The sequence below is a fragment of the Flavobacterium sp. genome (genome assembly GCF_043773265.1).
GTDB lineage: Bacteria > Bacteroidota > Bacteroidia > Flavobacteriales > Flavobacteriaceae > Flavobacterium.
Genome location: NZ_JAYVFH010000268.1, coordinates 1 through 15217, shown reverse-complemented (window position 1 = coordinate 15217; position 15217 = coordinate 1). Strand labels below are relative to the sequence as shown.

At 29.9% G+C, this 15217-nt stretch carries 13 protein-coding genes; 6 read left to right on the top strand and 7 right to left on the bottom strand.

Annotated features, from left to right (window positions below; all coding sequences use genetic code 11):
* Positions 1 to 57 precede the first annotated feature (57 nt).
* The 6 genes from ACH2BO_RS14260 to ACH2BO_RS14235 form a co-directional block, all read right to left on the bottom strand.
* The gene (locus ACH2BO_RS14260) at positions 58 to 1323 is read right to left on the bottom strand and encodes a peptidylprolyl isomerase (RefSeq protein ID WP_395045404.1); all 1266 of its coding nucleotides are present in this window, start codon (positions 1321 to 1323) and stop codon (positions 58 to 60) included.
* A 31-nt stretch (positions 1324 to 1354) separates the two neighbouring features.
* A complete protein-coding gene (locus ACH2BO_RS14255) occupies positions 1355 to 2368 on the bottom strand; it encodes a peptidylprolyl isomerase (RefSeq protein ID WP_395045403.1) in 1014 nt (337 codons plus the stop codon).
* A 15-nt stretch (positions 2369 to 2383) separates the two neighbouring features.
* On the bottom strand, positions 2384 to 2941 hold the full coding sequence (gldI, locus tag ACH2BO_RS14250; protein ID WP_395045402.1) for a gliding motility-associated peptidyl-prolyl isomerase GldI: 558 nt from the start codon (positions 2939 to 2941) through the stop codon (positions 2384 to 2386).
* 1 nt (position 2942) lies between these two features.
* Positions 2943 to 3947, bottom strand: a complete 1005-nt coding sequence (locus ACH2BO_RS14245; RefSeq protein WP_395045401.1) for a bifunctional oligoribonuclease/PAP phosphatase NrnA — start codon at positions 3945 to 3947, stop codon at positions 2943 to 2945.
* A 62-nt stretch (positions 3948 to 4009) separates the two neighbouring features.
* Positions 4010 to 4381 (bottom strand): fluoride efflux transporter CrcB, encoded by a 372-nt coding sequence (crcB, locus tag ACH2BO_RS14240; protein WP_395045400.1) that lies wholly within the window; start codon positions 4379 to 4381, stop codon positions 4010 to 4012.
* Positions 4381 to 5055, bottom strand: a complete 675-nt coding sequence (locus ACH2BO_RS14235) for a DUF805 domain-containing protein (RefSeq protein ID WP_395045399.1) — start codon at positions 5053 to 5055, stop codon at positions 4381 to 4383. Before ACH2BO_RS14235 ends, crcB begins: the two co-directional genes overlap by 1 nt.
* 279 nt (positions 5056 to 5334) lie before the next feature.
* Between ACH2BO_RS14235 and guaA the strand changes: the two genes are divergently transcribed.
* From guaA to yidC, 6 genes are all read left to right on the top strand, one after another.
* Positions 5335 to 6864 (top strand): glutamine-hydrolyzing GMP synthase, encoded by a 1530-nt coding sequence (gene guaA, locus ACH2BO_RS14230; protein ID WP_395045398.1) that lies wholly within the window; start codon positions 5335 to 5337, stop codon positions 6862 to 6864.
* 107 nt (positions 6865 to 6971) lie between these two features.
* Positions 6972 to 9149: a LysM peptidoglycan-binding domain-containing protein gene (locus ACH2BO_RS14225; protein WP_395045397.1), complete on the top strand. Its 2178-nt coding sequence runs from the start codon at positions 6972 to 6974 to the stop codon at positions 9147 to 9149.
* On the top strand, positions 9149 to 9550 hold the full coding sequence (locus tag ACH2BO_RS14220; RefSeq protein WP_395045396.1) for an OsmC family protein: 402 nt from the start codon (positions 9149 to 9151) through the stop codon (positions 9548 to 9550). Before ACH2BO_RS14225 ends, ACH2BO_RS14220 begins: the two co-directional genes overlap by 1 nt.
* Positions 9551 to 9714: 164 nt before the next feature.
* A complete protein-coding gene (locus tag ACH2BO_RS14215) occupies positions 9715 to 9945 on the top strand; it encodes a DUF3820 family protein (RefSeq protein WP_395045395.1) in 231 nt (76 codons plus the stop codon).
* 161 nt (positions 9946 to 10106) lie between these two features.
* On the top strand, positions 10107 to 11717 hold the full coding sequence (locus ACH2BO_RS14210; RefSeq protein WP_395045394.1) for a CTP synthase: 1611 nt from the start codon (positions 10107 to 10109) through the stop codon (positions 11715 to 11717).
* Between the two features lie 362 nt (positions 11718 to 12079).
* The gene (yidC, locus tag ACH2BO_RS14205; RefSeq protein ID WP_395045393.1) at positions 12080 to 13972 is read left to right on the top strand and encodes a membrane protein insertase YidC; all 1893 of its coding nucleotides are present in this window, start codon (positions 12080 to 12082) and stop codon (positions 13970 to 13972) included.
* An 87-nt stretch (positions 13973 to 14059) separates the two neighbouring features.
* Here yidC and ACH2BO_RS14200 read toward each other — a convergent pair whose 3' ends face one another.
* The gene (locus tag ACH2BO_RS14200; protein WP_395045392.1) at positions 14060 to 15046 is read right to left on the bottom strand and encodes a fasciclin domain-containing protein; all 987 of its coding nucleotides are present in this window, start codon (positions 15044 to 15046) and stop codon (positions 14060 to 14062) included.
* Positions 15047 to 15217 lie beyond the last annotated feature (171 nt).

The window sequence follows — 15217 nt, the reverse complement described above, 5'->3', positions numbered from 1 at the left end:
AAAAAGCACCAATTTTCAATTGAAAAATTAGTGCTTTTTTAAATTTAATAAATTAAATTATTTTGTTGGCATAGTTTCTAGTAATTCAACTTCAAAAATAATATTAGAATTTGGAGGAATAACACCACCAGCACCTCTTTCTCCATATCCTAAATTTGATGGAATAAATAAAGTTGCTTTATCACCAAGTGACATTGCATTTAATCCTTCGACAAATCCAGGAATAAATTGGTATTTTCCTGCTTGTGCAGCCATTGGTTTATAACCGTTTTGACTTGCTCTAGCTTGATCAAATTTTCCATAAGTTTTGTTTACTTCTTCATAACTACTGTCGAACAATGTTCCATCTTCTAAATATCCAGCATAATGAATAAAAACATTTGTTCCGTCTGCAGGTTTTTTATCAGTTCCTTTTTGAGTAATTATGTATTGCAAGCCAGAGTTAGTTTTGGTAGCATTTAATTGCATTTTTTTCAATGCTTCAGATTTAGCCATCATTACAGCACCATATTTTGCAACATATTCTTTTTTCTTCTCAGCATCAATGATTGCTTGTTTAGCTTTATTTTCAGCATCTACAATTGCTTGTTTAGCTCTATTTTCAGAATCAATTACAGCTTGTTTCTTATCATCTTCGGCTTTGTTAGCAAAATAATCTCCAAAAGTTTTTACTGCATCAAATTTCTTTGCATCATCACCTTTTCTAACAATTGTTATTGAATTAATTACATCATTTTGAGCAATTGCATTTACAACATCCATTCCAGTAACTACAATTCCAAAAACTGTATGTTTTCCGTTTAAATGTGGCGTTGCTCTGTGTGTAATAAAAAATTGTGAGCCGTTTGTTTTTGGACCAGCATTGGCCATTGAAAGGATTCCAGCTGAATGATGTTGTAAATCGGTAAATTCATCTTTAAAAGCATAACCTGGACCACCAGAACCATTTCCGTCTGGATCACCACCTTGAATCATAAAATCGGCAATTACTCTATGAAATTTTATTCCGTTATAGAATTTTTTGCCTTTAAATTTCTCTCCAACAATTGGATTGGTACCTTCTGCTAAAGAAACAAAATTTGCTACAGTTACAGGTGTTTTTTTGTATTCTAATTGAACTACAATTTTACCTTTACTGGTTTCGATTTCTGCAAAAATTCCTAGATTTGGTGTTGCAACAGGCAATACAGATTGAGTTACAACAGCTGGTTTAACCGCAACTGTTTTTGAAGTTTTAATTGCTTTCTTTACAGTTTTTTTTGTAGTTTGTGCGTTTGCAATTGTCAATCCTAAAAAGAACAGACAAAGGATTTTAAATTTCATTTTCATTATTTAAGATTTAATATTAGTTATTTTATTTGTTTATTTTTATTAATTCAATTTCAAAAATCAAATCACTTTTAGGAGGAATAACTCCAGGATAACCTTGTTCACCATAAGCTATATTATATGGAACAAAAAATTTATATTTAGCACCTTCTTTCATCAATTGTAAACCTTCTGTCCAACCAGGAATTACTTGATTTAAATTGAAATCTACTGGCTGACCTTTTTGAACACTACTGTCAAAGACTTTTCCGTCTAGTAATGTTCCAGTATAATGAACTTTGACATTGCTTGTTTCTATTGGCATTACACCAGTACCTTCTTTTTGAACAATATATTTTAATCCGCTAGCTGTTGTTTTTGCATTTTCAAATTCTTTTAATGCTTCGGCGTTTACTTTTGCTCTTTCTTCGGCTTCTTTTTTGTCTTCATTTGCTTTATTACTAAAATAATCATTAAAAACTTTTATTGCATCAAATTTCTTGGCATCATCACCAACACTAATTATTTTTACAGAATTAATGATATCATCTTGCGCAATTGTATTTACAACTTCCATACCATTTTCTATAACTTTCCCAAAAATTGTGTGTAATCCGTCTAACCATGGAGTTTCTTTGTGAGTAATAAAAAACTGGCTACTGTTTGTACCAGGTCCAGAATTTGCCATGGCTAACAATCCTCCTTTATCAAATTTCAAATCGGTTATTTCGTCTTTAAATTTATATCCAACATCGCCAGAGCCATTGCCTAAAGGATCACCACCTTGAATCATAAAATCTGGAATTACTCTATGAAATTTTAATCCATTAAAAACAGGTTTGTTTTTTAAATTTTCAGATACAAATGTGTTTGTTCCTTCTGCAAGTGTAATGAAATTGGCAACAGTAATTGGAGCTTTTTTATATTCTAATTCTAATAAAATTTTTCCTTTTGAAGTTTCAATTTCGGCATATAAGCCATCTTTCAAATTATTATTTTCTTTTTTACAAGAAGTAAAAATTGTTGCAACAACAATTAATAGGCAGACTATTTTCTTCATTTTAATTTTTCTACTTTATTTAGTTTTATTTTCGGGTTTAAAATCGTTTAGTGTTACTGTACAAATTATTGATTCGTTTGTTCCAATTTTTTTCTCATCACCATGATATCCGTAAGCCATGTGTGATGGAAAAAGGAAAGTTACTTTTTCTTTTTTTCGCATTAATTTAATTCCATGGCGCAAACCCATTAATATATTTTGTTTGTCAACTGCATAGATTTGTGGTTTAAGTTCTGCTTGCGAATATATAATGTTACCTTTTATATCTTTAATTTCATAATCAAAAAAAGCAATATCACCTTTTTTTGGGTGCAAAGTATCAACTTCATTTTTTTGTTCATAATGATACCAATATCCTTTTTGTGATGCTAAGTATTTTATTTTGGGATTACTTTTAATTATAGAATCGATTTGTTTTTCTTCGTTTTTTACCAATTTTTTATTTCGCTCTACAGATTCGTTCATGAAAGTTCCAGACGAATGTGAAATTGGTTTTCGTGCTTGTGGTTCTTTACAACTTGAAAGAAAAAGTAAAATAAAAGTTATTAAAAAACTAATTTTTATATTTTGCATTTTAAATAATTGTTTTTGAAATAATTTGTTCAAATTTTTTGATTGCGTTTTCTAGCGAATCATTAGATTTTCCTCCAGCTGCATTGATGTGTCCACCACCAGTAAAATGATTTCTTGCAAATTGATTTACATCAAAATCGCCTGCAGATCTAAAAGAAATTTTAATTATGTTTTCCTCTTTATGTTCAATAAAAATTACTGCAAAAACAATGCCTTTTATAGTTAATCCATAGTTTACAATGCCTTCGGTGTCACCTTTTTCATAATTAAATTCGTCTAATTCTTTTTGAGAAAGCCATGTATATGCAGTTTTTAATTCTGGAATAACTTTCATGTTTTGAAGAGCACGACCTAAAAGTTTTAATCTATCAAATGAATTATTGTCAAAAAGCAAGTTTGGAATTTCAGTATTTTCGACTCCTAAATCTATAAAATCAGAAACAATTCTATGAGTTTTGCCTGTTGTTTTTGGATATCTAAATCCACCAGAATCTGTTAATATTCCTGTATACAGACAAGTTCCAATTGTTTTATCTATTAGTGATTTTTGATTTAAAAACAGTATAAAATTATAAATCATTTCACATGTTGAACCAAAGGAAGTATCTGAATAAGTATAAGTTGCATAAGTTCCTGGTGATTGATGATGATCTATCATTATTATTGGAACAGTAACTTTGTTTAAAACGTTTTCCATTTCGCCAGTTCTGTGCAACGCATTGAAATCTAAAGTAAATATTATTTCTGCTTCTTCAAGTATTTTAGTGCAATATTCTTTGTCATTTTCATAAACTAAAACCTTTTCAGAAGAAGGCAACCAAGCTAAAAACTCTGGAAAATCATTTGGAGCAACAACAACTGGATTGTGATTTAATTTTAATAAAAAGTGATATAAACCAAGTGTTGATCCCATTGCATCTCCATCTGGACTGCGATGTGGAATTATAGCAATTTTCTTAGGCGTAGCCAATAAATCCTGAATTTCTTTAATGTCTTTTTCGTTCATAGTGTGCGAAAATACTAAAAATAGAACATTTATTACACAGATTAACACAGATTTTTGTGTTTTTATTTAGAAATAAAAAGTCCTAACCAAACTGCAAAAAGTCCTGTAATTATACTCATAGCAATATATATAAAAGCTAGTAACAAATTGTTATTTTGAAAAAGCGAAATGTTTTCAAATCCAAAAGCCGAAAATGTTGTAAAACCTCCACAAAAACCGGTTACTAAAAACCATTTCAAATTAGAATTAGCTAAATTATTTTTTTCTAAAACTCCGATGAAAATTCCAATTAATAAGCAACCCAAAATATTAGTAATTAAAGTTGCCAACGGAAAGTGATTTGACCAATATTTATTTACAAATACAGATGTTAAATAGCGTAAAACACTTCCTATTGCGCCACCAATTGCAACGAAAATAATAGTCTTTAACATTAAAATTGAAAATGATTATTTTGTAGATGAGATTGAACCAAGTCATAAAAATTCACAAACATATATAATAAAGACAAAATTAATAATACTATTTTCCAAGCTCGATTTTTAACTGCCAATGACAAAAATAATGGAAAAAACGACCAAGTTAATCCATTAAATTCACTGTAATATTTGAAATAATCATTCTTATAGTATTCATCAATTGATTTCGAAATAATTGTCCAACTCAATCTGTTAACAAACAACCATATTAATGAAATAATTACTATAGTGCTGCATGTTTTATCATTATTAATAAATTCGGCAATATCACTATTTACTGGTTTTTCGCCAAAAGCATTTCCTTCTTCGTCACTTTTGGTACACAGTAATGCAATTACATATAAATTTGCTAGAGGAATAAGTAAAAGAAGGAGTAACCAGCCACTTTTATCCAAATCGTGCATTCGCCTAACCGCAAGTGCTAATCCTGGAACAAAACTTATTAAAACATAAGACCAGTAAAGAATTCCAAAACCATATTTTTTAAGTCCAAGATCAAATATTAAATCTACAGAATATAAGATAATTACAAAAGCGGTATTAAATAAAAAAAACATCCAATATTCAGTTCGGCTTGCTCTGTCATCAAAGTTTGCAAAGTTTTTAAATGCGTGTAAATAGAATTTCATAGATTATTTTGTTTTGAATTCAAATGTAATAAAATTTGCTAAATATTATTAAGTAAGTTGTTATTTGAAAATTATATTTTATAAAAGACCAAAATCTTTAGCCCTGACAGAAATGGAAATCCTTTGGTTGCGGTTTTCGCGAAGCGAAAACCGCAACCAAAGATTGGAATGTATGGCAGGAAAGACGAAACCAAAAACGCCCAAACTATTCGCTCCAAAAAAAATAATTAATTTCTAAATTCTACTTTTTAATTTCAATCGAGAATAGTACTTTTGCCTATGCAACACAACGTACTTATTTTAGATTTCGGATCGCAATACACACAACTTATTGCCCGACGAGTTCGCGAATTAAATATTTTTTGCGAAATTTTTCCTTACAATAATTATCCAACTGATTTATCGTCTTACAAAGCTGTTATTCTTGGCGGAAGTCCGTTTTCTGTTCGTGCTGAAGATGCTTTAAAAATTGATTTGTCTAACATTCGAGGCAAGTTGCCTTTGCTTTCAGTGTGTTATGGTGCGCAATATTTAGCACATTTTTCTGGTGGCGAAGTTGCTGCATCAAACACTAGAGAATATGGAAGAGCAAATCTAACTTATATTAAGGAGAACGAAAAATTCTTTGAAAATGTAAATTTGAATTCGCAAGTTTGGATGTCGCACAGTGATACTATTAAGCATTTACCAACCAACGGAATAAAACTGGCAAGTACAAACGACGTTGAAAATGCAGCTTACAAAATTGAAGGTGAAACAACTTATGCTATTCAATTTCATCCAGAAGTATATCATTCTACTGATGGAAAACAAATGCTTGAAAATTTTTTAGTTAAAATTGCAGAAGTTCCTCAAAATTTTACTCCAAATGCTTTTGTTGATGATTGCATTAAAGATTTAAAAGATAAAGTGCAGAATGATAAAGTCGTTCTTGGACTTTCTGGTGGAGTTGACTCGACTGTAGCAGCGGTTTTATTACATAAAGCAATTGGGGAAAACTTATATTGTATTTTTGTAAATAATGGTTTACTACGCAAAAACGAGTTTGAAAGTGTACTTCATCAGTATAAAGATATGGGTTTAAATGTAAAAGGCGTTGATGCTTCGGCACGTTTTTTGACTGAATTAGCTGGAGTTGATGATCCAGAAACTAAACGTAAAATAATTGGTAGAGTTTTTATAGAAGTTTTTGACGATGAATCGAAAATTATAGAAGACGTATCTTGGTTGGCACAAGGAACAATTTATCCAGATGTAATAGAATCTGTTTCGGTAAAAGGTCCAAGTGCTACAATAAAATCACATCATAATGTTGGTGGTTTGCCCGATTTTATGAAACTTAAAATTGTTGAACCACTTAGAATGTTGTTCAAAGACGAAGTACGTAGAGTTGGAAAAACACTAGGAATTGATGCCGAATTATTAGGTCGTCATCCTTTTCCTGGTCCAGGATTATCGATAAGAATTTTGGGAGATATTACGCCAGAAAAAGTACGTATCTTGCAAGAAGTTGATGCAATTTTTATTGAAGGATTAAAATCTCACGGTTTGTATGATAAAGTATGGCAAGCTGGAGCAATTTTGCTTCCTGTAAATAGTGTAGGAGTAATGGGTGATGAACGTACTTATGAAAAAGTTGTAGCGTTGCGCGCAGTAGAATCCACTGATGGAATGACTGCCGATTGGGTACATTTGCCATATGAGTTTTTGATGAAAATCTCAAACGAAATTATAAATAAAGTGAAAGGTGTAAATAGAGTAGTGTATGACATTAGTTCTAAACCACCAGCAACTATAGAATGGGAATAAATATCAATAACAATATCAATGTCAAAAATCAATTTCAAGTTTTAAATCTATATCTTTTTTATTGATATTGAATTTGATTTTTGACATTGCAATTAAAATTTAAAGTTATGTTTAAAAAGTTTTTTTTTATTTTAGTTTTAGTTTTTACAACTTCTCTCTTTGGTCAGAATTTTGTGAAACATACTGTTCTTGAAGGCGAAACTATTCAAACAATTGCCCAAAAGTATAAAGTAACGCCTTATGATATTTATAAATTAAATCCAGATTCTCAAGGTGGAGTTAAACCAAATTCTATTGTGTTAATACCAAAAAGTATCGATAATGGAATTGTAAAAACAGAAACTAAACCAGTTGTTTCTGAAAAAACTGAAGTAAAAAAACAAGTTGAAAACCCTAAGGAATCGAAAACAAAAACTACATCTACAAATGCAATATTTCATGTTGTAAAACAAAGTGATAATCTATATAATATAGCCAAATTTTATAAAATATCACTTGATGAATTACAAAAAAATAATCCAAATGCCATTGATGGTTTGCAAATAGGACAGAAATTATTGATAAAAAAAGGTGAAATTAAAAGTGTTCAAAAACCAATTGCTGTTGTTTCTAAATCATCTCAAACTCATACAGTAAAACCCAAAGAAACTTTATATGCAATTTTAAAACTTTATAATATATCACAAGAAGAATTAGAAAATAACAATCCTTTCTTAAAAACTGATGGTTTGCAACCAGAACAAGTATTAACAATTCAAAAAAATGTAAATCCACCAAAAGTTAAAGGAAACGGAATTACAATTTCTCATGAAGTGCAACCCAAAGAAACCAAATATGCTATTGCAACAAAATATGCAATTTCAGTTGAGGAATTAGAAAGGCAAAACCCAGAAGTTGTTGATAATCTTCCAATTGGTTTTATATTAAAAATTAATAAAAACAATATAAATAATACATCCATTATAAATGAAATTAAAGCAATTGAAAAGCCCAAAGAAATAATTGCTAAAGACATTCAAGTTGTAGATTATATTGTTAAATCTGGTGAAACTTTGTATAGCTTAACAAAGAAATTTAGATTGTCAGAAGCTTCATTGATTAGCTTTAACCCAGAACTCAAAGATGGTTTAAAAGAAGCAATGGTTATTAAAGTTCCGGCAAATAGTATAATTGATAATGAAGAAAAAAACAGTTTCAAAGATTTATCTAAAACAATTAAAAAACAAAATCGAAAAGAACTAGTTCTGTTTTTACCTTTCAATGTTACAAAAGTTAAAAACGATTCGCTTACTCCATTTTCTAAACTTTTAAAGAAAGATAAATTTTTAAACATGACACTCGATTTTTATTCAGGTGCATTAATGGCAATAGATTCTGCAAGAGTTTTAGGCATTAATATGGATATAAAAATATTTGATTCCGAAGAAACTAAGAATACTACAAACGCGCTGAACATAATTTCTAATACTGATTTTAGTAAAACAAACGCAGTAATCGGACCTTTTTATCAAGTAAATGTTGAAAAAGTTGCAGCTGTTTTAGAAAACCAAAATATTCCAGTGATTTCGCCATTGTCTAAAGATGAAGGAAAATCATTTAAGAATTTATATCAATCAATGCCAAAAAATGATGACATTAAAAAAGTAATGTTTGATTATATGAATTCCAAAAACGGAAACATAATTGCAGTAATTGACACAAAAAAACCAGAAATAAAACAATACATATCCGATAATTATAAAGAAGTAAAAATTGTTGGTCTAACAGATAAAGCTGGATTTGTAGTTGATAGTATAAAAAAACATTTTGTTGCCGATAGAATGAACTTTGTGATAATGGAAACAGAAAATTATTATTCAATTACTACAACTATTAAAGCTTTAGAATCTTCAATAAAGAATTTTCAAGTTCAGTTAGTAATACTAGAACCAAATGAAATGTTGAATTTTGAAGAAATAGAATTATCTCGTTTAGCAAAACTAAAAATGGCATATCCTTCAATTTCTAGAGATAATGATTCTAATGATGCACAAAAATTTGAACAAGCTTATAAAAAGAAAAATAAAGTATTACCAAATCAATATGCTGTTCGTGGTTTTGATTTAACATTTGATACCATGTTAAGATTAGCACAAGACAAATCGTTTGAAGAAACAATAACTACCGCAACAGAACAAATTGATAACAAATTTGATTATCTAAAAAAACTATCTGGTGGTTTTGTAAACAACGGAACTTATATTTTATATTACGATACAGATTTAACTATAAAACAAGCAGAATAATGACTTCCAAAGTAACCTATTTAGGACATTTAAGAACTTCATCAATCCATTTGAAATCAGGAACAGAAATTCTTTCTGATGCACCAATTGATAATCACGGAAAAGGAGAAGCGTTTTCGCCAACAGACTTAGTAGCCAACGCATTAGGAAGTTGTATTTTAACAATTATGGGAATAAAAGCCCAAGATTTAAACATCGACATTTCTGGCACAACAGCCGAAGTTACTAAAACAATGCAAGCCGAACCAAGACGCATTGCCAAGATTGAAATTAATGTAACCTTTATTAAATTTCAAGACGAAAAAACCAGAAAAATTCTAGAAAAAGCAGCAATGACTTGTCCTGTAATTAATTCACTTCATCCAGATTTAGAAAAGGTAATTACTTTTAATTGGAAATAAAATTCAGTGTTCAGTCTTGAAGCTTCTGGATTAGTATTCGGTTAAATTTTTTGTAATTTCAAAAATGAAATAATTTCAGAAAACATTAAAATTTTTACTTAAAATAAATGAATATTATTTAACCAATAATATCTTAGTAACTTTGTGCCTTTGCGACAAATAAAATGGACGACAAACAAAAATCATTAATAAAACTTGCTCATACCAAAATGCCTTATGGCAAATATGAAGGCAAATATCTGATTGATATTCCTGAATATTATATGGTTTGGATTCATAATAATCGGCTTCCAAAAGGTGAACTAGGTGAGCAACTAAAACTAGTTTACGAACTAAAATTAAACGGATTAGAAGAATTAATTAGAAACATAAAAAAGCAATATCCAAAACCTTAATATTCCTTGATTTCTTAACGATTTAAAAAAATAAATTCTGCTAGAAAATCAATTAATTCTACAATTAAATTGTACTTTTGCATCGTTTTTTATACTAAAACACAATAACAAACAACAACTCAACAGCACAGACAACTTTCAAGTTGTCTAAAAAAAAAACAATGAACCAAACGAAATACATTTTTGTTACTGGCGGTGTAACTTCCTCATTAGGTAAAGGAATTATAGCAGCATCTTTAGCAAAATTACTTCAAGCAAGAGGTTACAGAACTACAATCCAAAAATTTGACCCTTATATAAACGTAGATCCAGGAACTTTAAATCCTTACGAACACGGCGAATGTTATGTTACTGACGACGGTGCAGAAACCGATTTAGACTTAGGTCATTACGAAAGATTTTTAAACGTTCCAACATCACAAGCCAATAATGTAACTACTGGAAGAGTTTATTTATCAGTTATAGAAAAAGAACGTCGTGGCGAATTTCTAGGAAAAACAGTTCAAGTTGTTCCTCACATTACAAACGAAATTAAAGAACGTATGCAATTGCTAGGAAATTCTGGCGATTATGACATAGTTATTACCGAAATTGGAGGAACTGTTGGCGATATAGAATCCTTACCATATATAGAATCTGTTCGTCAACTTGTTTGGGAACTTGGAGAAAATAACGGAATCGTAATACATTTAACTTTAGTTCCATATCTTGCTGCTGCTGGAGAATTAAAAACCAAACCAACACAACATTCTGTAAAAACTTTAATGGAAAGTGGTATTAAAGCCGACATTTTAGTTTGTAGAACAGAACACGAAATATCTGATGAATTACGTCAAAAACTAGCACTTTTTTGCAATGTAAAACGCGAAGCTGTAATTCAATCTATCGATGCTTCAACTATTTACGAAGTTCCAAATTTAATGCTCGAAGAAGGTTTAGACGTAGTAGCATTAAAAAAATTAAATCTTCCTAAAAAAGCCGCACCAGATTTAAAAAACTGGAATACCTTTCTGCATAGATTAAAAAATCCAAAACACTCAGTAAACATAGGACTAATTGGTAAATATGTCGAACTTCAAGATTCTTATAAATCAATAATCGAATCATTTATTCACGCTGGTGCAGCCAACGAAACTAAAGTAAATATAATTAGTATTCATTCAGAATATATTGATAAAGAGAATGTTAAAGAAAAATTATCTTCTCTTGACGGAATTTTAGTAGCGCCAGGTTTTGGAGAAAGAGGAATTGAAGGAAAAATAGAAACCGTTCGTTACGCAAGAGAAAATAATATTCCGTTTTTCGGAATTTGTTTAGGAATGCAAATGGCTGTAATAGAATACTCTAGAAACGTTTTGGGTTACAAAGACGCCAATTCTACCGAGATGAACGAAAGCACATCGCATCCAGTAATCAACATAATGGAAGAGCAAAAAACCATTACAGATAAAGGTGGAACAATGCGACTTGGAGCATGGAAATGCGATATAAAACCAGACACATTAGCATACAAAATATACCAAAAATCGCAAATAGAAGAACGTCATCGTCACCGTTACGAGTTCAATTCTAAATATTTAAACGAGTTAGAAAAAGCAGGATTAACAGCATCTGGCATCAATCCAGAAACAGGTTTGGTAGAAATAATCGAGATAAAAAACCACCCATTTTTCATTGGAGTTCAGTACCATCCAGAATATAAAAGCACCGTTGCCAATCCGCACCCAATTTTTGTTAGCTTTGTGGCCGCAATGGTAAAAAATAAAAAATAAATTCCTAACAGGTTTCTTTTAACCTTTTAGGTTTAAATTTTAAATGATTACAAGCGAAACAGTAGGCATTTTCAACAATCGCAATTCCTGCTTTCCGTTCCAATTTTTTTTAATTGCTTTGGGTTTTAACCCAAAGCAATTAAAAAAAGATTTCCACTGCAAACGAAGTTCACTGAACTCCTATGAAAATAGATGTCAGTGAAGTAATCAGGGCTAAAAGAATAAGTATTTCGCATAAAATCAAGGTCCTAATAAACCTTCAATACATTGAAACAAAAAAGTCAACACAACGACTAACCAATAATTAACTAAAAGATATTAAAATTCTGATATGAATTCAGAAAAAGTAAATTAAGCATACTATGGAAGAAAAGAAATTCGACAAAAATTCAATAATTGGTTTTGCATTAATATTCCTCATTGTAATGTGGATGATGTATAACTCAAGACAAAACGAAGTAAAAGAACAAGTTGCTAAATCCAAACAAGAAAAAATTGACAAAGTCAATAAAGATAAAGATGTAAAAACTAAGCAAATTGTTGCAACAGCAATAGATTCTACTGTTAATGACACAGTTAAACTTCAAAAACTTGCTGGAGCACTCGGTAGTTTTGCCTACTCTGCAACTTTACCTTCTGCCAAAGAAAGCTTTTCAACAATCGAAAATAATTTTTTATCATTAAAAATTGCCAACAAAGGTGGATATGTTGCAGAAGCAACTTTAAAAAACTTTAAAAAATTTCATAAAAATTCAGGTCAATTAGTAGATTTAATTAAAAATAATAATGCTAATTTTAATCTAGAACTACAAACTAAAGACAATCGAGTTTTAAACACCAAAGACTTATTCTTTGAGCCAACATTAACTAAAAGCGGAAGAAATCAAATTCTTTCCATGAAATTAAAAACAAGTCCAACCGAGTTTTTAGAATACAAATATGTAATTAATGAAAATGATTACATGGTAGATTTTGATATTCGTTCTCAAGGATTGAATAAAGTATTAAACACATCAAAAACTGCCGATTTACAATGGGATTTAAAGGCATTCCGCAACGAGAAAAGTGTAGCTTATGAAAATCGTTATGCCGAAATTTATTTTGAAAATAATGAAAAAGTATCCTATGCAGGACTAGGTAAACAAGAAGATGAAACTTTAGAAAAAGCAACATTTATTGCCTACAAACAACACTTTTTTAGTTCAATTTTACTATCTCAAACACCTATTGCTAATGTAAAAATAAGTTCTACAGATTTAGTTAAAGATCAAAAAACGGACACGATTTTTACTAAACAATTTAAATCTACAATGCCATTAGCTTTCAAAAATGGCGAATTAGATTATAAAATGAATTGGTATTATGGCCCAACAGATTATAAAATATTAAATAATTATAATAAAAACATCGAAGATATAGTTCCACTTGGTTGGGGAATTTTCGGTTGGATTAATAAATTTATTTTTATACCATTATTTGGATTTTTAAGTTCTTTTATGGGATTAGGAATTGCTATTATAGTATTTACAATTTTAATAAAACTAGCAATGTCGCCAATTACTTTTAAATCGTTTCTTTCACAAGCAAAAATGAAAGTTCTTCGTCCAGAAATTGCAGAACTTGGCGAAAAATATTCAAAAGACGCTATGAAAAAGCAACAAGAAACAATGAAATTATACAACAAAGCAGGAGTAAATCCAATGGCAGGTTGTATTCCAGCATTAATTCAGTTGCCGTTTATGTATGCTTCATTTCAATTCTTTCCTTCTGCAATAGAACTAAGACAAAAAGGTTTCCTTTGGGCAGAAGATTTATCATCTTTTGATCAAATTTTCAAATTACCTTTCAATATTCCTCTATATGGTGATCACGTTAGTTTGTTTCCAATTCTTGCTGCAATAGCTATTTTCTTTTACATGAAAATGACTTCTGGCGATAATGCAATGGCGCAACCACAACAAGAAGGAATGCCAGATATGACCAAAATCATGAAAATCATGATTTACCTTTCTCCAATAATGATGTTAATTTTCTTCAATAGTTATGGTTCAGGTTTAAGTTTATACAACTTTATGTCTAACCTAATTACTATTGGAATCATGTTAGTTATAAAAAAGTATTTTATCGATAGTGATAAAATTCATGCTAAGATTCAAGAAAATAAAGCTAAACCTAAAGCCGAAGGTAAGTTTCAAAGAAAGATGAGAGAAATGATGGAACAAGCCGAAGAACAAAAGAAATTAGGTAAGAAATAGAAAAACTCCATTTTATTTAGAATAGTATAAAATAGCCGTTTCAATATTGAAACGGCTTTTATCTTTGTTTATTTTTTATTACTTTTTTTATGGAATACTATTTGGTAAAAGTACATTATTTACCACATGAATTACACCATTTGATGCTTGAATATCGACTGCAATAATACCAATTGATCTAGTTTTTTCGTCTGTGATCGTAGTTCCAGAAACACTAAAAGTACCGCTTTCTAATGTAGGTATTGGTGTCGTAGGAATTCCAGTCGATAATACATTTGCACCTCCAACTACGTGATATGTTAATACTGAACTTACTTGCGCAGGAGTTAAACTAGAAAGAACTCCTGGGTTTTGAGTTTCAAATGTTGTAAAAGCAGCATTATCTGGTGCAAAAACAGTAAACGGCGAACCTAATGTTCCATCTAAAGTTGGAACTAATCCTGCTCCACTTAATAAAGTAACTAAAGTAGAAAATCTTCCATTTGCAACTGCAAGCGTCTTAATGGTTGGTAACCCAATAACAGTATCTACAGTATGAATTACACCATTTGAAGCAATTATGTTAAAAGTTGTTCCAGCAGTTGTAGTAATTACATTAGAAATTCCATTTAATTTAACACCTGCAGTTGTATTAATAACATACATATTTAAAGTATTAGATGTTGACGCACTTCCTAATGCAAGAGTTTTGATGTAAGAATTATTGATTAATCCACTAGATTGAACTGCACCACTTACAACATGATTTTTTAGAATTTGTGTTAAAGCAGCAACAGGAACTGTATTTATATCAGGATCTCCGTTTGTAACATAGCCATTTGCAGTTAAAAAAGTATTAAAAGCTGCATTTGTAGGTGCAAATACTGTAAATGGTCCAGTTCCTTCTAATGTTGCGGCCAAGTTGGCTCTAGTTAATGCTTGAACAAGTATACTTAAATTAGAATTACTTGAAGCTATACCAGTAATGGTAGTGTCAGTTGTTGTTTGCGAATCATCATCATTACATGATAGTAATGAAATTCCTAAAAATACAATAATTGCAAACAGTCTTAATTTTTTTGTTTTTGTTTTCATAATTTTTTTTTGTTTAAATAAATGAATAATTTGTTTAATGAAATAACGAAATAATTAAACAAATAATATTTCCTTGACATATTTTTAACTTTCTTGTTGAAGTAGTGAATCTTTAAAAATATTAATTTTATTTAGTTTAATATATTGATTAACATTTGTTTAATTAAACAA